This window comes from Cyanobium sp. BA5m-21 (genome assembly GCF_024346235.1).
GTDB lineage: Bacteria > Cyanobacteriota > Cyanobacteriia > PCC-6307 > Cyanobiaceae > Cyanobium_A > Cyanobium_A usitatum.
The window spans coordinates 1-22,692 of the sequence record NZ_JAGQCO010000020.1 but is presented as its reverse complement, the minus strand read 5'-3'; the positions used below and the strand labels follow the sequence as shown (position 1 = coordinate 22,692).

Genomic DNA, 22,692 nt, shown 5'->3' with positions numbered 1-22,692 from the left:
CGCGATGATTTTCCGGAGCGGAGCAGCCTGAGCCGGCGAGGGCCATTGCCAGCAGGAGGCTGGGGGCTAGCCAGGTGGGCGTGAGCTGGCTCTTGCCTGTCAGGCTGTGCCGATGCCCAGCACCGAATCGGCCCCCCAGAGCGGTTTGAACGATCCCCACGCCACCAGCACTCCAGAACTGCAGGCCCTCGCCGAGGCGGTGAGTCGCCGCCGCAATTTTGCGATCATCTCCCACCCCGACGCGGGCAAGACCACCCTCACAGAGAAGCTGCTGCTCTACGGGGGCGCGATCCAGCAGGCCGGCGCCGTGAAAGCCAAGGGGGAGCAGCGCAAGGTGACCTCCGACTGGATGGAGCTGGAGAAGCAGCGAGGCATCTCGATCACTTCAACGGTGCTGCAGTTCGACTATGCGGGCAGCACGATCAACCTGCTGGATACCCCCGGCCACCAGGACTTCTCAGAAGACACCTATCGCACGCTGGCCGCCGCCGACAACGCGGTGATGCTGGAAGACGCGGCCAAGGGCTTGGAGCCCCAGACCCGCAAATTGTTTGAGGTGTGCCGCATGCGGCGCATCCCGATTTTCACCTTCATCAACAAGATGGATCGGCCAGGGCGCGAGCCCCTTGAGCTGCTCGATGAGATCGAGCAGGAGCTGGGTCTGGCCTGCTGGCCGGTGAACTGGCCGATCGGCAGCGGCGATCGTTTTCGCGGCGTGATCGATCGTCGCAGCCACGACGTGATCCTGTTTCAGCGCGCCGAGCGCGGCCGCCAGAGCGAGGAAAAGCTGCTCACGGTGCAGGAAGCCCGCGATACGGGGGCCGTGGAGCCGGAGCTCCTGGCTCAGGCCCTTGAGGAACTGGAGTTGCTGGAGGGGGCTGGTGCCGACCTCGACCTGGAGCTGGTGCACGCCGGTGAGCTCTCCCCTGTTTTCTTTGGTTCGGCGATGACCAACTTCGGCGTGCGGCCGTTTCTTGATGCCTTTTTGGAGCTGGCCCAGAAGCCGGTGGGCCGCGCCAGCAATGCCGGTGAGATCGATCCGATCGGCCCCGGTTTCAGCGGCTTTGTATTCAAGCTGCAGGCCAACATGGATCCGCGTCACCGCGACCGGGTGGCCTTTGTGCGGGTGTGCAGCGGCAAGTTTGAGAAGGACATGACGGTGCAGCACGCCCGCACCGGCAAGGCCATTCGCCTATCGCGCCCCCAGAAGCTGTTCGGCCAGGACAGGGAGGTGGTGGAGGACGCCTACCCCGGCGATGTGATCGGCCTCAATAACCCGGGCATGTTCGCCATTGGCGACACCCTCTATCTGGGCCAGAAGGTGGAATACGAGGGGATTCCTTGCTTCTCGCCGGAGATCTTTGCCTGGTTGCGCAACCCCAATCCATCGGCGTTCAAGAGCTTCCGCAAGGGTGTCAATGAGCTGCGCGAGGAGGGGGCGGTGCAAATCCTCTACGACACAGATGAAAGCAAGCGCGATCCGATCCTGGCGGCGGTGGGCCAGCTGCAACTGGAGGTGGTGCAATACCGGCTTGAGCACGAATACGGCGTGCAGACGCGGCTTGAACCGCTCGGTTTTGCGGTAGCTCGCTGGGTGGCCGGCGGCTGGCCAGCGCTGGAGCAGGTGGGGCGGATCTTTAATTGCAAGACGGTGCGGGATGCCTGGAACCGGCCGGTGCTGCTGTTCAAGAACAGCTGGAACCTGGGTCAGCTGGCGGAGGAGCACCCGCAACTGGAGCTGAGCGCCGTGGCGCCGGTGGTGAGCGGAGTGGAGCCGATCAATCTTTAAGCCGATCACCCTTTAATCCGTGCAGGCGCCCGAGCCCATGTCAAGCAGGGGCGATACCGGCGGTGCCCCCAAGCGCTCCATATCCTCACTCCATTCGGCAAGAGCCATGGCTTCCTTCCTGTCTCTGTGGAAGGCCTGCGGTCCGGTAGCTGTGCCCCTGCTGATTTTATCGGTGGCGGTATTCACCGTGGGATTTGATCGCTGTGCGTTTTGGTGGCGCTGGTTTGCCCGTGGTCGCCGTTCCTGGCGGCAGCTGCGTACGGCGCTGGCGCAGGCACCTTCTGCGGAGCTCCGCCTTCAGTTGCTTGACGACTGTGACCACCAGATGACTTGGGGTGAGCCCTTGCTGCAGGCAGCAGTGGTGCTGGCTCCGCTGCTGGGCCTGATCGGCACGACGGCTGGCTTAATGGCTGTGCTGAAGCAACTAGGCAGCCAGCTGCTGCTGCCGCCCGGTGCTCCCTTGGCCGGCTACGGCGACGTGTTGCTTCCCACCCTGCTTGGTCTGCAGATCACTTTTGTGGCGATGGCGTTGCTGTTGCTCAACCAGGGGCTGCGCCGCTGGCAGTTGCGTCATTGCGCCAACCCCTGATGCAGCAGCCAAGCGCCGCACAACCAGGGCTCTTAACCGCCTTGGTGCCCCTGGTGGCAACCAGCATCACCGTGTTGCTGGCAGTTGCTGCCCTGCCCAGCCTGGTGCAGCAAGCCAACCTGAGAGTGCACCCCGAGCCCGCCCTTGGCGGCGGTGATGTGTTGGTTGTGGCCCGCGCCGCATCCGGCCGCTGGATTCTCAACGGTGCCCCCCAAGCGGATGAGGGCCTGCTTCGCCAACTGCAGGCTCGCCCGCCCGCGGTGGTGGCTGTGCGTTTCCAGCCCTCGGCTGGCTTGGCCAGCGCTGAGGTGGCCGCCTCTCTCGATTGGTTGCAGCACCACTCCCGCTTGCCGGTGCTGGTGGAGTGGCCGGGAGGAATGCGGTGAAGCAAGCCTGGCTGCTGCAACCCTTCTCCCATGCGCTGCTGGCAACGGCTCTATGCGCTTTTTCCCTGGGCCTGCTGCTGCTGCCCCAGGTGAGGCTGCAGCGCCCGTTGGCCCAGGGGGTAATCAGCCTGCACCTCGCTGCCGACGGTGGCCTGAGGCTCTGGAACCAGCCCATTGCCGCCGCCGAGCTGCGGCGCTTGCTTGCCGCACCGGCCCTGCGCAGCAGGGCGAATCGCTTGCGGATCGTGCCCGATCCCGACACCCCCTGGGGTGACGTCCGCCGCCTGCTCAGCCAGCTCGATTCCTTGCCACTGCACCTTGAAATCCAACTTCCTGCACCTACACCCAAAGCTGGCTGAGCCGATGGTGCGGCGCTGGGCTCCTGCCCTGCTGGCCGCCCTTATTTGCCAGTTGCTGCTGTTGATGGCCCTGCCCCAGCCCGGAAGCGATGGCCGCCGCGCTCGCCGGGCCGTGCTGGAAGAGGACACGGCCACCCTGCTGCGCTGGAGCCGCACGGCTTCAGGCTTTGGCACGACTAGCTCCCTGGCCACGATTCCGCTGCAAGGTCTGGCAGGCCTGCCGCCTCCGCCACCCTCCAGCCTGCCCGCTGGTGCTTTCGCCGGCGACTCCCAAAGCGAGCAGGGCCGCCGCCAGCCCTTTGCCGCCGCTAGCGGGCCGCCAACTAAAATCAATCCCGCAGGCCTGCCGCGCCAGCCCAGCGAGGCATTTCGCCTGGCCCGGCAAGTGGCTACGGGTGGGCGGCCCAGGGAAGCTGGCGCCGCCTTGGTTGCCCTGCAGCGGCGCCAGTGGTGGCTGCTTCCCGGCCAGGAGCGTGCCCTTCTAGCCCTATGGGATGGAGGCAAGGAGCAGGAATTACCAGCGAGCCTGGGCACCTTGCCCGAAGACATCAGCCTGCGCCTCAGCAGCCCGAGCGCCGCCGCGCCCCTGGCCCTCGCTGAGCTCCATGGCCGCTCCTTAATAGATGGATATCGGCTTTGGCTCTTCTGGCAGCAGGGCGAGAGCCTCTGGCTGTTGCGGGGGGCTTTGCTGGGGCCACCAACGCCACCTCCACCCGCCCTAACCGGGTCTTAAACCCGGGACTACCGAGCCTTTGCTTGGCAGCGCAGCTGGCTCCATAGCGTTGTGCCAGCCCACTGGCTTGCTCCACGATGGTGTTCACGCCCTCTCTTCAGCCGGGTCGCAGCGATAGCTTCCGCGATCTGCTTGAGACCAGCTACGAGAAGCGCAGTTTGGTGCACCTTGCGGCGGGCAGCCAGGTGCCCCTGCTTAAGCGCAGCGTTTGGCTGGTTGTGCGGGGCATGGTGAAACTCACCGCGATTTCGATCCATGGTGATGAGTTGCTGCTGGGGTTAGCCGGCCCTAACGAGCCCTTCGGCGATCCCCTCACCAATGTTGAGGCCTATGCGGCCAACACCTTGGTAGATAGCGACCTGCTCTGCGTCAGCTGCGAAGAAATTCAGCGCTCACCCAATCTGGCTATGGGCCTGCTTCAGGGCATGGCCTCTCGCTACCGCCAAAGTGAGGCCCTGCTTGCCCTGCTCGGCCTGCGCCGCATCGAAGATCGGGTGCGCGGGTTCCTTGAGTTGCTCGCTAACGACTACGGCCAGCCCTGTGAACAGGGTCTGCGCCTTCAGGTGAAGCTCACCCACCAGGAGCTGGCCAGCACCCTCAGCACCACCCGGGTCACCGTTACCCGGATTCTCGGCGCCCTGCGCGATGAGGGCTGGCTCCACATCGATAGCCAGCGGCGACTGGTGGTGAGCCATCTCCCCCAGCAGCGCAACCAGCATCGATGAATCAGCCGTCCATACGGCTGTTGCTCGTTTACTCCGACTGCACCGCAGCCACCTGCCTGCATCAAAAGCTTGGCGATGAGGGCTACGAAGTAACCGTTTGCACTGATGCAGAGCAGGCGACCTCCAAGCTGGGGCCAAGTTTCAACTGGGATTTGCTTGTGCTGGATGGCAGCCTGGGCGAAGCTGCCCGACAGCTGTGCCGCCAGGTACGCACGGCCCGCACGCCGATTCCTGTGCTGCTGCTATGCCCTGGAGTCTCCGAGACCGACCGGGTACGGGGCCTCGAGGACGGCGCCGATGACGTGCTGCCCAGTCCCTTTGGACTGGCGGAATGCCTGGCCCGCTGCCGGGCCCTGGTGCGCCGCCACCAACTCGGCTCGGAAAACTCGCTTTCCCTGCGCTGCGGCCGGGTTTCCATGCTTGTGGAGGAACACCGAGTGTGCCGCGATGGTGCCGAGGTGAGCCTGTCACCACGGGAATTTCGACTGCTTCACTTCTTTTTGAAGCATCCACGCCGGATCTGGAGTCGCGATGAGCTGCTGGCTCGGGTGTGGGGAGAAAGCGAGGCCGTGGAGCTCGATCCCAAGACCGTGGATGTGCACATCCGCTGGCTGCGACTCAAGTTGGAGGAGAATCCCGCCCAACCCAGCTTGATCACCACGGTTCGTGGCCATGGTTATCGCTGTGGTTGAAGCAACGTTCTGGGGGGTTGAGCTGGCCGGCGAGAATGGCGACATGCAGCCTTCCTTGCTCGTAGTCGAAGACGACGAAACGATTCGCGAAACGATTCGCGAAGCCCTGGAGCTGGAGGGGTTCAGCGTCCAGGCCTGTGGCAATGGCCGCGACGCCCTGCAAATGCTGCAGCAGGCGCCCGATGGCCAACAATTTTCCCTGGTGGTGCTGGATTTGATGCTGCCGGGGCTGGGCGGGCTGGATGTTTGCCGGCAGCTGCGACAACACAGCAACCAAACGCCGATCCTGGTGGTGAGTGCCCGCGATACCGAAACCGACCGGGTGCTGGGGCTCGAGGTGGGTGCCGACGACTACCTGGTCAAACCCTTTGGCATGCGGGAGCTGGTGGCCAGGTGCCGGGCCCTGCTGCGGCGCTCATCTAGCCAAGCCAGCCGGGCCAAGGTGCTGGAGCACGCCAACCTCTGCATCTACCAGGACGAATGCCGGGTGACGCGGGACGGAGTGGAGGTAAACCTATCGCCGAAGGAATATCGATTACTGGAGCTGTTTATGCAAAATCCACGGCGGGTCTGGAGCCGCGATCAGCTTCTGGAGCAACTTTGGGGTATCGACTACATTGGCGATAGCAAAACCGTTGATGTGCACATCCGCTGGTTGCGGGAGAAGTTGGAGGAGAGTCCATCAGCCCCGGTGCATCTGATTACGGTGCGGGGTTTTGGTTATCGCTTTGGCTAGAGCCCTTGAGCTGCTGTTTGCGTTGAGCCTGGGGATAGGGCTAGGCCTGCTTGCCAGCCCACTTATCAGCCCCCTTAGCAGGCGTGGAGGGGCCTCCTGGCGGCGTCGAGCTGGCCTGAACCGCCCCCTGCCCCCAGCCCGGCAACTGCTGAGCTGGATGGATTCCGCCGCCATTGGCTGGATCCTGCTGGATCGCCAAGGCCTGATCGGCCATATCAACCCAAGGGCGGAGCGGATCTTGCAGCTTGATGCCGGCCGCCTATTGCTAAGCCAACCCTTCGGTGATGTCTACCCAGATCCAGGCCTGGCCAGCAGCATCCGCATCGCCCGCCGCCAGGATCGCCCCCAGCGGCTGGAATTGCACTCCGGCGGCCATGACCTAGACGCCATGGTGGTGCCGGGACGAGATGGCTGGTTGGTGGTGCAACTGCAGAGCCGCCGCTCCCTTGATGCCCAGCTCGAGCAGCAGGAGCGCTGGGTTAGTGATGTGGCCCATGAATTGAAAACCCCCCTCACCGCCCTGCTGCTGGTGGGCGATAGCCTCGCTGCCCAGGTAACTAGCCAGAATGCGCGACTGGTGGAGCGGTTGCAGCGGGAATTGCTGCGGCTGCAGGAGCTGGTGGGCGACCTACTGGAGCTCTCCCGCCTGGAAAACACCCTGCCGGGCACGGGCCCACGGGCCATGGTGGTGGATCTGCCCCAGCTGGTGGAGCAGGTATGGGCCAGCGTGCGGCCGCTGGCAGATCAACGCCAGATAGCTCTTGAGCTAGTTGCACCAGCGCAGTTGCGTTTGAGCGGCGACAATTCCCGCCTGCACCGGGCCCTGCTCAACCTTTTTGATAACGCCCTGCGCTACAGCCCCGATGGTGGGGTGGTGCGGGTCAGCCTTGATCGCCGCGGTGAGTGGTGCCAGCTGAGCGTGGCTGATCAGGGACCCGGGCTTAGCGAAGAAGACCTAGCCCATCTGTTTGAACGCTTTTACCGAGGTGATCCATCTCGGGCCCGAAGTAACCGGATCGGCAGTGGCCTGGGCTTGTCGATCGTGCAGCAGATCGCCGTTACCCACGGCGGACGGATCCAGGCGAGCAACCAGGCTGAAGGCGGCGCCGTGCTTGAGATGATCCTGCCGGGCGTAGTCGACAGCGTCAGCCCTGGCTAGGTTTATTAGGTATAGGCGAAGGGCTTGAAGCCATGCATTTTTGGGCTCCCGAGATTGATCCATCCCATCCGATGGACTGCACCCAGGCTGAGCGATATGCCCTGAAGCGTCTTAGCGATGGCACATTTCTGGCCATTGCCGGCGAGGATCAGCGACTCGTCGATGTTGATAGCACTTCTGATGCCTTTCTTTTTCATACCCACGAAGCTGCCCTGCGAGCCGCCACTGAGCTGAATCGCGGCGGCCGCGGTCCGCTAGATGTGGTGAAGATTGAGTGGGAGCAAGCCTGAGCGCCTCAGGGATCATGGCGAAGGCCACCACAAGTCCAGCTCTAGGGGATATCGTTACCAGTCTCTTGGTGTTCCTCCTGGTCGGACGACTTAGCGCAAAGCGGCCACTCTGGAAACTGGAGGTTATCGTCTCACCAGATGGAATGATCTCGAATTTTGAATATAATAGATCGGTTCGTGTTCGTATGAATCCTTGAGCCTTTTGTCCACTGCTCCACCACTTGCTCGTGAAGGTGGAAAGTATCAGTCATACTGGAGGCAGTTGAGATTGGTTTATGTCGCGGTTTGGTGCGCTGCTGCGGGCGGCCAACAACCTCAAACTGCTTGCCGCGATAGGTCGCAGTGGCGGCGATCTGAACTCGATAGCCGATCTGCTCGACAACATGATCGATAGTCCCCAGATGGTCGATTCGATAAGGCGCTTAAGGCGGTGGCTGGTGGAGCGGAAATGCTCGAGCAGCGCTATCCGCCGCTGCAGCCCGACATCGAGCGGCTGATCCAGCTTCCAGTGGGGAGCTTGGGCCGCAGCTACGCCGAGCTGATCCGCCGGCTCAACTACGACCCGGAATTTTTCCGGCCGCGCCCGATTGATAGCGAGGCCCAATGGCTCACCCAACGGGTAGCCACCACCCACGACATCCACCATGTGGTGGGTGGCTTTGGCACCTCAGCAGCAGGCGAAAGCGGCGTGCTGGCGATCACCGCCGCCCAAATCGGCTTTCCCGCCTATGTGCTGCTCACCACCGCCGGCCAACTAGCCAGCTTCCGCCTTCAGCTGCAGCGCTATGAGGAACTAGCCAAGGCGGTGGCTCACGGCATGGCGATCGGCCATCAGGCCCACTGCTTGATAGCGGCCCGGTGGGAGGTGGGCTGGGAGCGGTCCGTTGGCGATTGGCGCCTGGAGCTGGGAATAAATGATCCGGCTGATGGCGCGGCCTATGGATTGGCTGCCTAGAAATGAGGCTTATGGCCCCTCCAGCGGAACCACTGAGTCAGCTGCTTCTGTTTGATCCCCCTGACATCAGGCTCAATTGCCTTTCCGCTGCGCCAGTTTTGTAAAGGAGCCCTCTGAAGCAGCCCCGAGCGCACCCACTTAATATGTCCATGTCAACCGAAAAATTGATTCTTAGGCCAATCGATCCTGAAGCGGACCTAGACAAGGCAGAGCCCTCTTCGATTCTGTATGGCGCTCCCGCTGGTGCGATGCAGCCAGATCAGGACTACCGGCTTCTGGAGCACTCCTATCGCAATTCACCTGAATACGCAGCGATGGTGGAGCGCTATCCCCTACTAAGGAGCTTGATATCAGCCTGCGTTTCTTCTGAACTGGTTGGTCATCCGCTAGTAATAGCTTGCGTGGAGCAACCTACTTTGACGCTGCAGTGGGATCGTAGCCACGGAGAATAATGTTTTGGCAATCCTCTCCATGGTCTATGCTGCACTACTCACTTAGTATCTAAGAGAATGTCTGAGATCGAGGAAATCAATAAGCTTGTCACTTTTGGACTTGTAGACGGCAAGCTTCGTATTCTCCAAGTCAATGCAAATGTCTGGGGGGACGTTACCGGTAGCATTCAGGGCAGTGTTCGCGGTGATATACATGGAGACGTTGAAGGAAGTGTAGAAGGATATGTCGGACGTGATGTTGGTGCAAATGTTGGCCGCCATGTTTTAGGTAATGTTAATGGCAATGTTGAGGGAAGCGTTTGGGGGGATGTCAAGGGTGATGTATGGGGTAATGTCTTTGGAAAGGTTGAGGGTAACACTGAAGAGTAGCGTCGCATTCTCTTGGGCTTTGATGTTGCCAGCGTATTTGGGCATCGGGAAATGATGCATTTAATTTTATCAGCTTGGCGGCTAATATGATTGGCTGCGGCTAATAATATAATCTATTTTGGAATTTATTCGGCTAGTGATAACAGCAATCCTCCTCCGGCGATGAGCAATAGTCCTGTCCAGCCAGTAGCTGAGGGGCGTTCGCCAAGAAAGGCGAATCCGATAAGGGCGACAAACAGCAAGCTGAGGCGGTCAATGGGCACCACTAATGACGCATCTCCCTGTTTCAATGCCCTAAAAAAGCAGAAGGAAGACAGGCCGCTGGCAATGCCGGACAGGGTTATGAATACCCAAGTCTGTTGTGATAGTTCAAATGGATTGCTCCATTTGCCGGTTGCAATGATTAGCAACGGCAAGAATATTGATATGACCACTGTGCGGATAAGGGTGGCTAGGTCGGCCTCAATGTTTTCAAGTCCTACTTTGCCGAGTACGGCAGAAGCGCTAGCAAAAATTGCTGAAAGTAAAGCCCATGTAAGCCAAAGGGGTAGGGCTGGAAACGGGCTCATTTGAATTTATTTTCCGTATCGGTCATGCTGGTTTCATTCTAGCCAAGTATCTCTGTTGAACTGTGAGCTATCAAACCTGCAATGTTATGCAGCGTGTCTCCCCCTGTCTCAGGAAGGAAGTCACCTCTTTGATTCGTGCATCAGGGGGCTCTGCGGAGCAATCGTCTCCGGTAGATGGCCGGTTTTAACCCAGATCGTGCAACCGGTTTCGCTCCATGGCCTGTGCACGCTGCCGGGCGGATTGCGCAGCCAGCTGCCAGCCGGATAGGTGCTGTGTTCGTCATTGAATACGCCTGCGAGCACCAGAATCTCCTCCCCACCTGGATGGCTGTGGGTCTGAAACACCGTTCCCGGGGCCCATCGCACTAGGGCTAGGTGTTCAGAGCCAAAGGCGTGCAGCGGCAGCACATCCAACCCCCTGACCAGTCCTGGAATCCAGGCTTCTTTATTGGTGTTTTTCACCAGCTGCTGCTGATCTGCCGGGTGCATCTGGTGCAGCTTGACCAGGATGGTGCAGCCCGCTTCGCTGAATGGAGCATGGCTGGAGCCAGCGGGGTTGCGCAGGTAGGTGCCGGCTGGGTAGTCGCCTTGTTCATCTGAGAAAGTGCCCTCCAGCACCAGGATCTCTTCGCCGCCGCCATGAAGATGGCGCTCGAAGTGGCTGCCTGGGGCATAGCGCACGATCGAGGTTGCCCTGGCTACCTCGCCGCCATTGCGATCAAGTAGGCGCCGCTCCACCCCCGCCATAGGGGTTTGGTTCCAATTGAGAGCATTGGTGTCGAGCACCGCCCGCTGACTGAGGTCTGCATGGAGCTCCATAAGTTGGATTCTGGCCCCTAAAGGTTGAAACTAGTCGCTAGTGGTGCAGTCTTCTAGTCCAGTCGCGCTGCAGGTGACGTGACTGACCTGCCTGCTTACGTCCTGCCATGGCCCACCTGTAGCCAGGTGATGGTGACATCGGCAGCCCTATCTGGAATCCTTCTTGACTGAAATACAACGGTTGCTGAGGCTGGCAAATCCCTTAATTTTCGAGGCGCCCACAAGGGGATCCCACTTCTGCTCACTGATTCACCAAAATGGATCTTATTCTGTTTGTGCTGGCTTCTGGCTAGAGAGGCGTGACCTTTGCCAGCCGGTCCATGCCGACGTCTGATGACGATGCGCCCATTAACTGCCAAAGTGAATCGCACCTGACTGCCATAAGGGAAAGGAAATTGCGCAGAGAGATTGTTGCCATTGCCATGAGCCTGTTGATGCTGTTGACGGCGCCAAGCGCATATGCCAGCAGTGGCGCCGCGCAGCATTTCCTCTGTGAGGGCGACTCGCTGGATGCAATCGCCTTCAACGGGTCTGTGGATGCTGTAGATATCCCCAATAGCAACGACGACACAGTGCCTGGAGCCTTCATGGTGCTGCGCTGGCGCGAACTGAGTCTGCAATTACCACGTACCAATAATGCTGGGATTGCCAGTTACTCCGATGGGCGCTGGTGGTGGCAGGCCCTTGATCCAGATCACCCGGAATTCGCACAATTGCGCGGAAACGCTGAGCACTACAGCTGCGTTAGCGAGCATTGACTACAACTGGCTAAAGGTGCCTGCCCACCAGAGCCGGGGGCTGGTTGCCTGCTCTGGAACGCTATGGCTTGAGTTTTCATTTCGTGCGCTCCAGCCGAGTGGGGCGGGTTGGCACGGGCGCAGATCTTGTAAACCGCGGGGACCGATCAAGGGAGAGCCTTCAATACCAGGGCAGGAGCGGCTTCAGAAGCACGGTGGCATCGTTTCGGCCGTGAATCCGGCGAACTGGGTCCGGCGTTTGCGGTACCCCAATCACCTTTTGCTGGCTGTTCCCTGGCCAGTTTTTTTTCGGCTTGGTTGCCTCCGGCTACCTGCTCCTCAGCCTGCTTGTCGCGGGTCTTTATGTACTCGATCCCCAGGGAATCGCACGGGTGGATGGAACCGCTACCAGCTTTGGGGATCTTTTTCTTCAGCCTCCATACCTTGGGCTCGATCGGCTAGGGGGCATTGTTTCCGACAAGCCTTTACAGCAATCTGCTCATCACCGCCGAGTCCTTGCTGGGGTTGTTCGTGACCGCGTTGGTTACGGGTCTGGTCTTCAGCCGTTTTTCCCTTCCACGGCTCGGATCCTGTTCTCTGAGGAGGCCACGGCGGTCCACACCTACAATATCTTGCCCACGTTGATGTTCCGGTTGGCCAATGAACGCCGCAAGGCCATTGATGAGCGTTCCGCCGAAGGCCAGCGGATACGTCGCCTTTTGCGCGACCACTCCGCTGCGCCAATCGTTGTGGTTGTATCCCCACCAAGGGATTGCAGGCGGTTATGCCGGCACCTATTTTCGGGTGCCGGTTTTCACAGCGCACGAGATCACGGCTGGTGTCTGCTCACTCCTCATCTGCGCTGCCCAGGGGAATCAGCTTGATCTGCTTACGGCCAAGCTTGATCTCGAACTCATCGCCGGGCAGTAGGTCGAGCACGGCTGTATAGGCCTTGCCCACCAGCAGATTGCCGTTGCCCTGAACAGTTGCCACATAGCTAAGGCTGCGCCCACCCTTGCCCCTTCCGGCGGTATCGGTGCCGAGGCTTACACCCTTAGCGCCCAGCAGGGCCTCATAGAAAGCGGTGAAGTTGAGGCGCTCGCCGCCGTCTTTTTTGGTGCTCACATAGCCGCACTCACGCACGAGCTCTGACTTGGAGACATCGCCCAGTTCCTTGACCTTGGCGAGCAGGTCGGATCCGGTAATCATCTGATATTGGCGTGGTCCCCTGAATATACCAAGCCCACATGCTGTGTCAATCCACTACATCGGCAGGCAAGGCTTTGCCTCCACGGGCTCCAGTGTCAACCATCAATGCGGCTTCGCGATATTGCAAAATGCCACTGTCAGAGCTCGGTTTCACAGGCGTCTACGTCCCCGCTTCCATCGAGATAGCTGTGTCCCTGGATTAGCAACTCTTGAGCTCGGAAATAAGAGGCACACGCCACACCCCGGTGCGCCATAGACTCGCTTCCGCATCCCGGTATTCCGCATCCCGAGGCGGAGAACGTTGGCACTGACGATGGCCTGGACGCAGATGGCTAAGCGGCCGGTTCAACTGCTGCCCAAGGTGGGAGGTTGCCCGCTTGAGTTGCTGCAGCTTTGGCGCCTACTGTGTGCCGAGCAAAGGGAGCAACACCAGCGGCGTCATTAGGAAAAGTGTGGCTGGTTGTCTGTTGGGTTGGTTTTCATCAGGTAGCTAGTGCCTGAACAGCCGTTGATGCCTTAGCTGCCTATTTCCAGCTCGAGAGCTTCGGAAGCTGAGTTTGGCTTGCTGATCCTGCGCTATCTCGGTGAAAAGAATGCTTATAACATTTGCTTGAGCCCCTATGGCAAAAAACCAATCGATACAAGCATCGCCATGTTATGCCGCATCGCCTATCAAGGCTTTCACTATCGGCGCAAGAGCCAAGGCCAACTTGCGATGGCCATGGGCATCCAGGTGAATGCCATCCTCTGCCACAGTCACCACCTGATTGCAGTCGATAAAGCTGCAGTCGAATTGGGTGCATGATTGCTCGTATTGAGCAGGCAGCTCAGCGGAGCGAGCCATTGCATCTTTGAAATGATGGGCCATGAGTTCGGACATATTTCCAAACCTTGGTGGCGCAATCACTAATATTTTTGGTGAGCCCTTATCGATACTGGTGGCGCTATTAATAGCTATCTGCAAGAGTGCGCTGATGCCCCTCGCTGATTCATGAGCCGATGCATTTAGATGGTGCTTTAAATCATTGGTGCCAAGCATTATTATTAACAGATCAAGCGGCGCGTGGCTTTCGAGAACCGCCAGAATTGTGTTGCGAGCATTTCGACCGTCTCGAAATGGTTCATCGAAAACTGTAGACCTCCCATTGAGACCCTCTTCAATAACGTAATACGACTCTCCTAGGGATTCTTGCAGAACTCCGGGCCAGCGTTCCCTGCGAAGAAGGCGACCTGCAGTGAGCGGTATGTATCCCCAAGTATTCGAGTCACCAAAGCACAGTACTGATTTTTCTCTTGTCACAATCATTCCAGGTCGTGGCCTGACGATTGCTTAGCCGCATCCGCATCAACTGGCAGCGACAGCTTCACAAATGACAAAGTTGCAGGCTTCCGGCTGGCTCAGGCCCCATCCACGGCGATCATCGCCGCCTGGTTCAATTTCTGGGTTCCACGTCACGTGGATGCTGAGCAGAGCAAACGCCCATTGGTCCGCCGATATCGCCATGGGACGTCAGGCTGTCACCGAAGACGTAGAGCTGTTGAAACAGGCCCTTAATCTTTGGGCTAGAAGGGGTCGCCATGGAGGTTTTATGTTGCCTCCTAGGGACTGCACTGTTAATCCCCCATCGCATAGCCGTTCCTTCATTCGCAGTGGTTGCTGAAATGAATTTGCATTGAGCCTTTCGCTGCTCAGGCAGGCCATCGCTTCAATTCGTTCTTACTGGACCGGTGGCAGGTGAGCAGCCAGGAAGATGGCGCAGCCTTGCCAGCTCGAGGCCCAAAGTGATCGGAACTCAATCGGGAAGGAGAAGATAGGGTCCGTTGACGTTCAAGTAGAAGCATCGTGGGTCATTTAGAGCCCTTTGGCCTTCGCCCACGCCCCAGATGGGCGCGCTTCCTTTTGCCCCTGCTGGTCGCCCTGCTGGCGACGCAGTTGCTGGTAGCGGCCCCCCTGACCCGAGCTGCTGACGCTCCCAGCCCGGCCTTCATCAAACTGGATGGCCGCCGGGTGCTTGAAATCCGTGTCGCCGCCGGCGCCCAGACGCCAGCGCAGTTGGCGAGGGTGGCTAGCCAGCGGCTGGCCGAGCTGGCCGCCAACGATTCGATCCAGCCTGATCAGATCGTCCTGCAAGAGGACCCGCCGTACACCACCATCGGCGTGATGCGGGGAGAAATATTTGAGCCCCGCCTTTCAGTGGATGACCGCAACGCGGCCCGCTTTCAGCTCAGCCGCCAGCAGCTGGCCCAGCGCTACCTGGAGCAGATCCGCGCGGCGATTGTGCGCCACCGCCAAACCCACCGCCGTTTGGACTGGTTGCGGGGGAGCTCGCTGGCCCTGCTCGCCCTGGGTTTCTACATCCTGTGGCTGCGAGGCCAGATCGCCCTCAACCGGCGCCTGGAGCGCTGGATCAACGACCCCGCCAACCACCGGATCCGGGGGCTGCAGGTGGGGGGTAACCAGTGGCTCACCGCCGATCAGGAGCGCAGCCTCCTCGATCCCCTGCGCCGAATCGTGCACGGGGCCCTGCTGCTGCTGGTCAGCTACCTCTCCATTCCCCTTTTCCTGGGGCTGTTTCCCCCCACCCAGGCCCTCTCCGAAACCCTGCGGCGCCAGATCACTGGCCTCGTGGTGAGCGGTGCCCTGGCCGTTTCGAGGGCCATCCCCGACCTGATCTCCGTGGCGGTGATCCTGGGTCTGGCCGTGCTGCTGATGCGGGCGAGCAACGCCTGGTTCCGGTCGGTGGAGAAAGGGAACCTTCGCCTGAGCTGGTTTTACCCGGAATGGTCCCGGCCCACAGCCCGGCTGGTGGGCATCGGCATCCTTTTATTCGGTGTGGTGGCCGCCTACCCCTACATCCCAGGGGCCAACAGCAAGGCCTTCCAGGGGGCAGGCCTGTTCGTGGGCGTGCTGGCGGCCCTGGGCTCCAGTGCGGTGGCCGCCAACCTGATCGGGGGGTTGATGCTCACCTACACCCGGGCCTACCAGGAGGGCGACCGGGTCAGCATCAACGGCACCGTCGGCATCGTTCACGACTCCGCCCTGCTTGTGACCCGCCTGCGCACCCCCCGCAACGAGGTGGTGAGCATCCCCAACGCCACCGTGCTGGGGGCCTCGATCATCAATTACAGCCTGGCCCGTCGCGAGATCGCCCAGCCCGTGGTGATCGCCACCACCGTCACCATCGGGTACGACGTGCCCTGGCGCCAGGTTCACCGGCTGATGCTGGATGCGGCTGGCGCCACCGCAGGCATCAGCCAGGAGCTCCCTCCGTTCGTGCTCCAGACCTCACTTAACGACTTCCACATCAGCTACGAGCTCAGCGCCTATGTGGTGGATGTGGACACCTACCGCAGCACCCTCTCAGATCTGCTGGGGGCCATCCAGGACCAATTCGCCGGCGCTGGCGTTGAGATCCTCTCCCCCGGCTACCACGCCATGCGCAACGGCAACGGGAGCACGGTGCCTCCCTGGCCTTCCAAGTCCTTTGGCACCCCGACCCCTACTCCGCCCGCCGCCGGCTGAAGGCTGTCCGCTGGGCTGGTTCAGCTTTCGGCTGAGCAGGCAAATGCCCGGGACCAACGCTCCGGGCTTTGTTGTCTCTCCTGTCGATCAAATTGATAGCGCTGCCACCCCTGCCAGCACTGCACCGATGGCCGCCGCTGCACCGATCACCTGCAGCACGCTCCAGCGCAGCCGCAGCTGCGCAAATAAAGCCAACGCCACCACCACTGCCGCCCAAGGGTTGAAAATGCCGCCGGACCAGAGCACCGGCCCGGCGAAAAAAAGCGCCAGGCTGGCGATCACGCCCACCACGACGGCGGTGATGGCGCTCAGCGGCGCCCCGAAGCGCAGGTCGCCGCGCGTGGCTTCCACCAGCGGTGCCCCGGCCAGGATGAAACCGAAGGAGGGCAGGAAGGTGAACCACACCGTCACCAGCACCGCCGCCAGGGCCAGGGGCCAGGGGCTTAAGCCAGCTGCGATCGATTGATTCCAGCCGCCCATGAAGCCCACGAAGGCCACCACCATGATCAGTGGCCCCGGGGTGGTTTCGCCTAGGGCCAGGCCATCGAGCATCTGGCTGGCCGAGAGCCAGTTGAACTGCTCCACCGCCCCTTGTGCCACGTAGGGCAGCACGGCATAGGCACCACCAAAGCTGAGCAGGGCCACCCGCGTGAAAAAGCGGGCCATCAGCGCCAGGGTGCCGTTCCAGCCGCCAAAGCTCGCCAGAGCGGCCAGGGGCACAAGCATTACCAGGGCCCATACCAGCAGCGTCACCGCCAACCGCCGCTTTGAAAAGCGCGCATGGTCGGGCGAGGCGGAGTCATCGTCGTGAAGAGCGCCAGGCCGATCCTGCTTGGAGTCGCTCGATCCAGCCCCGTGGGGCTTGCTCGCCACCAGCAGGTTGGGCCGCCAACGGGCGGCGCCAAGGCCGATCAGGCCAGCGCTGATCACCACCACGGGATAGGGCAGATCCAGCAGTGCCAGCGCCAGGAAACCGGCAACCGCCAGGGCCACCAGCAGGGGCGTGTGCAAGGTGCGGCGGCCGATGCGCCAGGCGGCCATCAGCACAATTGCCAGCACCGCCGGTTTGACCACGGCGAACACCGAGGCCAGCAGGGGCAGCTGCCCCCAGAGGGCATAGATGCTGGCCAGGGCCGTGAGCACGAACACCGAGGGGATCACGAACAGCCCCCCGGCGATCAGGCCACCGGGAACACCATGCATCAACCAGCCCAGGTAGGTGGCCAGCTGCATGGCCTCCGGCCCCGGCAGCAGCATGCAGTAGTTGAGGGCGTGCAGGTAGCGCCGTTCCGAGAGCCAGCGGCGCCGGTCCACCAGCTCGCGATGCAGCAGGGCGATCTGCCCGGCCGGCCCGCCGAAGCTCACCCAGCCCAGCTGGAACCAGAAGCGCGAGGCCTCAGCGAGGCTGACAGGGCTGACGGATCCAGTGGTCACGGGCTTGGGCAATGGGGGCACGATCAATATCAACGCACAGTTCAACGCAAAGGAGTCTGGGCAGCGGCGGCGGGCCTAACCCCATGGCGACTGCGGATCTTGAGCAGCACCGCCTCATCGAGATAGGGCCGCTGGTGTAATGCGGGCGGCATACTCCAGCACAAAGCGGACCTACTCCAACTGCACACCGGGGAAGCACTCAACGAATTCGGTCATGGAGACCCCGTCTTCCAGGTTTTCAAACAGGGCAGCCACCGGGACCCTGGTGCCGCGAACCTGGTTCCGCGGAACATCCAAGCTCGCTTTGCATGCCCAGGCCATCTGTCGAGGGCTGTTGCTTTTCAGCGTTGGCAGCCTATGAGCGCAAATTGGCTCGTGTCTATTTTTAGCCAGCTACCTGGGACACCCTCGTCCCTAACTCCACTTCCAGCACTCCGCGCACCATGTTCATGCCGCAGTGGAAGGGATAGACGCCGGCTTTTGTGGGGGGCAACTCCAGGCTGGTGGTGGCATCAAGGGGCAGATCGAGGCTTTTGTGGAAGTCGGGGAAGATCACCTGGGCCAAGCAGCTGCTCGGATCGACTCGATGAAAGGCAAGCCGCATCGGCTGGCCGGCCTTCACCTTGATTCGTGAGGGTGCATAGCCGCCATCCACCACGATGGTGATCTCCTGCAAGCCTGCCTCGCTCTGGCGGGCCGCCACGCCACCGCCATGGCGACCCAGGAACCACCAGAGCTGCCAGGCGATGAGAAGCAAGCCAACCATGGCCACCAGCCCTTTGAGGGCCACGGGTTGATCGATGGTGCGCCAGAGGGGCGCTGCGGCAGCAAGGATCAGCATCAGGTGGTTGGAAGAGGTAGGCGCGCGGGGCGGAAGTTCCGCAGCCTCAGGGCATTGCTCACCACCGACACCGAGCTGAAGGCCATGGCGGCGCCAGCGATCATCGGGTTCAGCAACCAGCCGGTGAGCGGAAACAGCAGGCCAGCGGCGATCGGGATGCCGGCCACGTTGTAAGCGAAGGCGAAGAACAGGTTCTGGCGGATGTTGGCCATCGCGGCGCGGCTGAGCTCGATCGCTGCCGGCACGCCGGCCAGGTTGCCGGAGATCAGGGTGATGTCGCTGGCGGCGATCGCCACATCGGTGCCGGTGCCCATGGCGATGCCCACATCGGCCTGGGCCAGGGCTGGGGCGTCGTTGATGCCGTCGCCCACCATCGCCACCGGGCCCTCACCCCGCTCCTGCAGCTTGCGAATCACCGAGGACTTGTCGGCGGGGCGCACTTCGGCGATCACCCGCTCGATCCCCACTTGGGCGGCCACCACTTCGGCCGTGCGCTTGGCGTCGCCGCTGAGCATCACCACCTGCAGACCCAGACGCCGCAGGGCGGCCACGGCGGCTGCTGAACTGGATTTGAGGGGATCGGCCACGCCGAAGCAGGCCTCGATCCGCCCGTCCACAACCACGGCCGCGACACTCCAGGCAGCGGCCTCAAGACGCTCCACTAGGGGCTGGAGGGCGACGGTGTCGATGCCGAGTTCCTCGAACCAGCGGGGGGTGCCGACCCGCACCTGCTGGCCGGCGACCACCCCCTGCACGCCGCGCCCGGCCACGGCCTCGAAGCCCTCGAGCGCAGGCAGTGCGCCGTAATTTAACTGGCTGCGGGCATAGGTCGTGATCGCTTCGGCCAGGGGATGCTCCGAGCGGGATTCCAGCGCTGCCGTGAGGGCCAGCAGGGTGTCGGCCGGCAGCACGCCGCCGGGTAGCCGTTCAAAATCGGTCACCTCCGGCTGGCCGCGGGTGAGGGTGCCGGTCTTGTCGAGCACGATGGTGCGCAGCTTGCCGGCCGTTTCCAGGGCTTCGGCGCTGCGGAAGATCAGGCCGTTCTCTGCCCCCTTGCCGGAGGCCACCATGATCGAAGTGGGGGTGGCCAGGCCCAGGGCACAAGGGCAGGCGATCACCAGCACACTCACCAGAAACAGCATCGCCAGCACGGGATTGCCGCTGATCAGGAACCAGACCACAAAGGCGGCAATAGCCAGGGCGATCACCACCGGCACGAACCAGCCCACCACCTGATCAGCCAGGCGCTGCAGCTGGGTGCGGGAGCTCTGGGCCTGGCGCACCAGCTCCACGATCTGGGCCAGCACCGTGTTGGCCCCCACCCGGCTGACTCGGAAGGTGAAACTGCCGCTGCGGTTCATCGAGGCGCCGATCACGGCATCGCCGGCAGCTTTGGCCACGGGGGTGGGTTCACCGGTGAGCATCGACTCCTCCACCCAGGAACTGCCTTCGCTCACCTCCCCATCCACCGGGATCTTTTCGCCGGGACGTACCTGCACCAGGTCACCGACCACCACCATCGACACCGGAACTTCAACCGGTTGTCCATCCCGCAGCACCCGGGCGCTGGGGGGCTGCAGCTGCAGCAGCCGCCGGATCGCTTCTGAGGTTTGGCCGCGAGCCCTGGCCTCCAGCAGCCGGCCCAGCAGCACCAGGGTCAGGATCACCGCCACGGTTTCGTAGTAGACGTCGGCGGGCAGGCCTTCCGCGATCAGCACCTGGGGGAACAGGGTGGTGAACAGCGAGGTGAGGTAGGCGATGCCGGTGCCGGCCGCCACCAGGGTGTTCATGTCGGCGAAGTGCTGCCGGAAGGCCGAGACGGCGCCGGTGAAGAAGTCACGCCCGCACCAGAACAACACCGGTGTGGTGAGGATCAGCTGGGTCCAGGGGCTTGTGAACCAGAAAGGCAGTAACGGAAGGCTGTGAAGCCCCAACATGTGGGGCAGGCTCGAGCCCATCACCAGGACGGTGAGGACGGCAGCAACGCTGACCTTGCGGCGCAGCAGGGTGCGCTCCCGGGCCAGCTCCCGCTCCATACCGTCTGCCGAAACGGCTGGTCCCTCGGCAGGGCAGCAGGGTGGGCCGAGGGAGGGGGCGCTCATTGTGTGCGTGACATCAGAGGCCTGGCGTTGGCGCGGAGCTATCTCTTCAAGCTAGTGATGTCCAGTTCGATGCAGAGCCATATCCCGTGATTTTCCTATTCTGGTTCTTGATATTTCTCCTTTGAGCTCAGTTATGTAGCAAGTGGATTACACTTGTCTCCGAGTAAAATAATCTCCGGATAATAGGGCTGCAGGTTGATTACCTCGAAGTTGTCCGTGTGGATTTCCAGCACTCAGGCCCTAGCCCTGCGGCTTGAAATCAGCAGGGCCATGCCGGAACCAATGACCACCAGCGTGAACAGCCCCAGCAGCCCTGAGTAATAGGGCTGCAGATTCAGCGGGCCAAAGCGACCGGAGTGAATCTTGAGCAGCCAGAAGGCGTCGATTCCCTGCTCGAGCAGCAGGCTGTAGAGCGAGCCGGTTGCGGCGGTGAGCAGTAGTGGTGCCGCCGCGATCGGCACTACCCAGCGGTGCAGCTGACGCCAGCGAGTTTTAGGCAAAAAAGGCATGGCGGTTTAGTGGTGACGCAGTTGCTGGTGCAGGGTTGCCTCATTGCTGCAGGGCATCCACTTACCGCTGTTCTGGTGAGTGCCTGTGCAGCCGAGCTCCTTGGCCCTTTGCTCGGCCTGCTGCTGGGTGTCATGAAGGCCCTTGGGGTGGGCGTGGCTGGTCAGCGGTGTTGCCGCCAGCGCCAGGGCGATCAGTGCCATGCGGCTATTCATGGAGAAGAGATCCATCAGAGGTGAATTGATCAGATCGAAAGAGTCAGATTAAAAGAGTTAGATTAAAAGAGTTAGAAGCGAAAGAGTGCGTCGTATTGGCTGTACTCCGGCTTGATCAATCCCTCCAGGCGCAGCATGCGGCGCAGCTCGATGATTTCAGCGCGCTGGGCCACTATGATCTCTCGCGCTAGCCGGCGAACGGTGGTATCGCTGCTCTTGTTGAGGGCGTCGTGGGCCATCTGCAGGGCACCGCCGTGGTGGGCGATCATCCCCTCGAGAAACCACACCAACCGGTTGGCTTTGGTGGGGGTGGAGCCCATCATCTGCATCGCCTGGATCTGGGCAGCGCCCATGCGCTCCAGGCTGCTCATGGAGTTGGGATCACCGCCCGGCCTGAGGGCCACTGGATAGACCGGCGCCTCTGGATACCAGGCCTTGCGCCACTGGGCCATCGCCTTGATCTCGCGGGCCTGCTCGCGCCAGATGCTGTTGGCTAGGGCGCCCACCCCGGGGTGGCCGATGTTGAACACAAACTCACTCATCCGCAGCGCACCGGTGTGGTGCTGCACCATCGCGTCGAGCCAGCGCAGGTCGTAGGTGGCACCGGCTGGGCCGACGTCATGGCTATGGCTGGCGTGTGCCTGGCTGGGGGAAGCGGCAGCAGGGGCCGCCTGATGCTGGTGATGGTGCTTGTGGGGATCGCCCTGGGCCAGGGCCGGGGCGGTCCAGATCCCAGCAAGTAATAGCGATGCAGCGAGGGAACGCATGGGTAGGAAGTTGGCTGTGTTCCTACGATGGGGTCTCCTCTTGGTGGAGAGTCAAGTGGCCGCACTACAACCGCCAGAGCTGCCGGCCCAGGAGCCCCAAAAGATCGGAGCGGTAGCTGCCCACTCGGGCGTTTCCGTAAAAACGATCCGCTTCTATTGCGATCAGGGACTGCTGCGACCATCAGGCCGCAGTGAGGGGCACTACCGGCTTTTTGATGCGTTGGTGTATGGAGAACTGGCCCTGATCCGCACCCTGCGGGGGCTCGAGCTCCCTCTGCCCACAATCAAAGCCGTACTGGAGGCCCGCCGATCGGGGATGTGCACCTGCGACAACCTGCAGGCCACGATCCGCGGCAAGGCCGGCGAGATCGAGCAGCGGATTGTCGATTTGAAATCCCTCCATGCCGAGCTAAACGGACTGCTCAGCACTTGGCAGAGCTGCGGCGGCAGGCCAGCTCAAGTAAGTGCAGGCATCTGAAGGAGAAACGTGCTGCCGGCGCCAGGGGTGATCTGCTGCTGGGCGGCAACACAGCTAAACCGCGCGACACCCTGGTGGGACCACAGCGATCTGGCCAGAACTGAAGGAGCCAAGCCCAACCACCCAGGCAACAAAAAAGCCCCCTTATTCAAGGGAGCTTTTGGGATTCCGTTATTGCCCAGCCGTAGCTGGGCTGTTGACTATCAACCGATTGCAGGTGCGGTCAGTGCCACGGGGGTGGCAGTAGCAGCAGCAAG

At 61.7% G+C, this 22,692-nt stretch carries 27 protein-coding genes; 16 read left to right on the top strand and 11 right to left on the bottom strand.

Going from position 1 to position 22,692, the window contains the following annotated elements; translation table 11 throughout:
* Positions 1-112: 112 nt before the first annotated feature.
* From KBY72_RS07885 to KBY72_RS07830, 13 genes are all read left to right on the top strand, one after another.
* Positions 113-1,789 carry a peptide chain release factor 3 gene (locus tag KBY72_RS07885; protein WP_254930499.1) on the top strand — a complete coding sequence of 559 codons (1,677 nt, stop codon included), beginning with the start codon at positions 113-115 and terminating at the stop codon, positions 1,787-1,789.
* Between the two features lie 106 nt (positions 1,790-1,895).
* Positions 1,896-2,378: a MotA/TolQ/ExbB proton channel family protein gene (locus KBY72_RS07880; protein WP_254930500.1), complete on the top strand. Its 483-nt coding sequence runs from the start codon at positions 1,896-1,898 to the stop codon at positions 2,376-2,378.
* Positions 2,378-2,764 carry a hypothetical protein gene (locus KBY72_RS07875; RefSeq protein WP_254961140.1) on the top strand — a complete coding sequence of 129 codons (387 nt, stop codon included), beginning with the start codon at positions 2,378-2,380 and terminating at the stop codon, positions 2,762-2,764. Before KBY72_RS07880 ends, KBY72_RS07875 begins: the two co-directional genes overlap by 1 nt.
* A complete protein-coding gene (locus KBY72_RS07870; protein WP_106633011.1) occupies positions 2,761-3,123 on the top strand; it encodes an ExbD/TolR family protein in 363 nt (120 codons plus the stop codon). The genes KBY72_RS07875 and KBY72_RS07870 overlap by 4 nt, the downstream gene beginning before the upstream one ends.
* Positions 3,124-3,127: 4 nt before the next feature.
* A complete protein-coding gene (locus tag KBY72_RS07865; RefSeq protein ID WP_254993350.1) occupies positions 3,128-3,856 on the top strand; it encodes a hypothetical protein in 729 nt (242 codons plus the stop codon).
* Positions 3,857-3,933: 77 nt separating this feature from the next.
* A complete protein-coding gene (locus KBY72_RS07860) occupies positions 3,934-4,581 on the top strand; it encodes a Crp/Fnr family transcriptional regulator (RefSeq protein ID WP_106633013.1) in 648 nt (215 codons plus the stop codon).
* Positions 4,578-5,273: a winged helix-turn-helix domain-containing protein gene (locus KBY72_RS07855; protein ID WP_254930503.1), complete on the top strand. Its 696-nt coding sequence runs from the start codon at positions 4,578-4,580 to the stop codon at positions 5,271-5,273. The genes KBY72_RS07860 and KBY72_RS07855 overlap by 4 nt, the downstream gene beginning before the upstream one ends.
* A 43-nt stretch (positions 5,274-5,316) precedes the next feature.
* Positions 5,317-6,009 carry a response regulator transcription factor gene (locus KBY72_RS07850; protein WP_254930511.1) on the top strand — a complete coding sequence of 231 codons (693 nt, stop codon included), beginning with the start codon at positions 5,317-5,319 and terminating at the stop codon, positions 6,007-6,009.
* Between the two features lie 157 nt (positions 6,010-6,166).
* The gene (locus KBY72_RS07845) at positions 6,167-7,168 is read left to right on the top strand and encodes a sensor histidine kinase (protein ID WP_254993349.1); all 1,002 of its coding nucleotides are present in this window, start codon (positions 6,167-6,169) and stop codon (positions 7,166-7,168) included.
* A gap of 32 nt (positions 7,169-7,200) precedes the next feature.
* On the top strand, positions 7,201-7,458 hold the full coding sequence (locus tag KBY72_RS07840; RefSeq protein WP_254961144.1) for a hypothetical protein: 258 nt from the start codon (positions 7,201-7,203) through the stop codon (positions 7,456-7,458).
* Between the two features lie 275 nt (positions 7,459-7,733).
* Positions 7,734-7,955: a hypothetical protein gene (locus KBY72_RS14430; RefSeq protein ID WP_315859533.1), complete on the top strand. Its 222-nt coding sequence runs from the start codon at positions 7,734-7,736 to the stop codon at positions 7,953-7,955.
* Positions 7,907-8,413, top strand: a complete 507-nt coding sequence (locus KBY72_RS07835) for a Coq4 family protein (protein WP_315859532.1) — start codon at positions 7,907-7,909, stop codon at positions 8,411-8,413. Before KBY72_RS14430 ends, KBY72_RS07835 begins: the two co-directional genes overlap by 49 nt.
* 509 nt (positions 8,414-8,922) lie before the next feature.
* Complete coding sequence (locus KBY72_RS07830) at positions 8,923-9,234, top strand: hypothetical protein (protein ID WP_254961145.1); 312 nt, start codon at positions 8,923-8,925, stop codon at positions 9,232-9,234.
* Between the two features lie 125 nt (positions 9,235-9,359).
* Here the strand turns inward: KBY72_RS07830 and KBY72_RS07825 are convergent, their stop codons facing one another.
* Both KBY72_RS07825 and KBY72_RS07820 read right to left on the bottom strand, forming a co-directional pair.
* Positions 9,360-9,803, bottom strand: coding sequence for an EamA family transporter (locus KBY72_RS07825; RefSeq protein ID WP_254930507.1), 444 nt, complete (start codon positions 9,801-9,803; stop codon positions 9,360-9,362).
* A gap of 120 nt (positions 9,804-9,923) precedes the next feature.
* Positions 9,924-10,622 (bottom strand): cupin domain-containing protein, encoded by a 699-nt coding sequence (locus tag KBY72_RS07820; protein ID WP_254930508.1) that lies wholly within the window; start codon positions 10,620-10,622, stop codon positions 9,924-9,926.
* Between the two features lie 299 nt (positions 10,623-10,921).
* On the opposite strand from KBY72_RS07820, the gene KBY72_RS07815 reads away from it, so the two are divergent.
* On the top strand, positions 10,922-11,380 hold the full coding sequence (locus tag KBY72_RS07815; protein WP_315859531.1) for a hypothetical protein: 459 nt from the start codon (positions 10,922-10,924) through the stop codon (positions 11,378-11,380).
* A gap of 825 nt (positions 11,381-12,205) precedes the next feature.
* Here KBY72_RS07815 and KBY72_RS07810 read toward each other — a convergent pair.
* A complete protein-coding gene (locus KBY72_RS07810) occupies positions 12,206-12,568 on the bottom strand; it encodes an AbrB family transcriptional regulator (protein WP_254930509.1) in 363 nt (120 codons plus the stop codon).
* A gap of 655 nt (positions 12,569-13,223) precedes the next feature.
* Complete coding sequence (locus KBY72_RS14520; protein WP_396121839.1) at positions 13,224-13,874, bottom strand: SGNH/GDSL hydrolase family protein; 651 nt, start codon at positions 13,872-13,874, stop codon at positions 13,224-13,226.
* A gap of 594 nt (positions 13,875-14,468) precedes the next feature.
* Here KBY72_RS14520 and KBY72_RS07800 point away from each other — a divergent pair.
* Positions 14,469-16,091: a mechanosensitive ion channel family protein gene (locus KBY72_RS07800; RefSeq protein ID WP_254993348.1), complete on the top strand. Its 1,623-nt coding sequence runs from the start codon at positions 14,469-14,471 to the stop codon at positions 16,089-16,091.
* An 87-nt stretch (positions 16,092-16,178) separates the two neighbouring features.
* On the opposite strand, the gene chrA is transcribed toward KBY72_RS07800, so the two are convergent.
* The 7 genes from chrA to KBY72_RS07765 form a co-directional block, all read right to left on the bottom strand.
* The gene (chrA, locus tag KBY72_RS07795; RefSeq protein WP_254961148.1) at positions 16,179-17,525 is read right to left on the bottom strand and encodes a chromate efflux transporter; all 1,347 of its coding nucleotides are present in this window, start codon (positions 17,523-17,525) and stop codon (positions 16,179-16,181) included.
* Positions 17,526-17,696: 171 nt separating this feature from the next.
* Positions 17,697-17,822 (bottom strand): DUF433 domain-containing protein, encoded by a 126-nt coding sequence (locus tag KBY72_RS07790; protein ID WP_254961149.1) that lies wholly within the window; start codon positions 17,820-17,822, stop codon positions 17,697-17,699.
* 88 nt (positions 17,823-17,910) lie between these two features.
* Positions 17,911-18,366, bottom strand: coding sequence for a cupredoxin domain-containing protein (locus tag KBY72_RS07785; protein ID WP_254932076.1), 456 nt, complete (start codon positions 18,364-18,366; stop codon positions 17,911-17,913).
* Positions 18,366-20,468, bottom strand: a complete 2,103-nt coding sequence (locus KBY72_RS07780; RefSeq protein ID WP_254961150.1) for a copper-translocating P-type ATPase — start codon at positions 20,466-20,468, stop codon at positions 18,366-18,368. The genes KBY72_RS07785 and KBY72_RS07780 overlap by 1 nt, the downstream gene beginning before the upstream one ends.
* 233 nt (positions 20,469-20,701) lie before the next feature.
* On the bottom strand, positions 20,702-20,977 hold the full coding sequence (locus KBY72_RS07775; protein ID WP_254932078.1) for a hypothetical protein: 276 nt from the start codon (positions 20,975-20,977) through the stop codon (positions 20,702-20,704).
* A 6-nt stretch (positions 20,978-20,983) separates the two neighbouring features.
* The gene (locus tag KBY72_RS07770; protein WP_254932079.1) at positions 20,984-21,205 is read right to left on the bottom strand and encodes a DUF3721 domain-containing protein; all 222 of its coding nucleotides are present in this window, start codon (positions 21,203-21,205) and stop codon (positions 20,984-20,986) included.
* Between the two features lie 56 nt (positions 21,206-21,261).
* Complete coding sequence (locus KBY72_RS07765; RefSeq protein ID WP_254932080.1) at positions 21,262-21,957, bottom strand: DUF305 domain-containing protein; 696 nt, start codon at positions 21,955-21,957, stop codon at positions 21,262-21,264.
* Between the two features lie 43 nt (positions 21,958-22,000).
* Here KBY72_RS07765 and KBY72_RS07760 point away from each other — a divergent pair, with 43 nt between their 5' ends.
* Positions 22,001-22,435, top strand: coding sequence for a MerR family transcriptional regulator (locus tag KBY72_RS07760; protein ID WP_254993347.1), 435 nt, complete (start codon positions 22,001-22,003; stop codon positions 22,433-22,435).
* Positions 22,436-22,692: the final 257 nt, after the last annotated feature.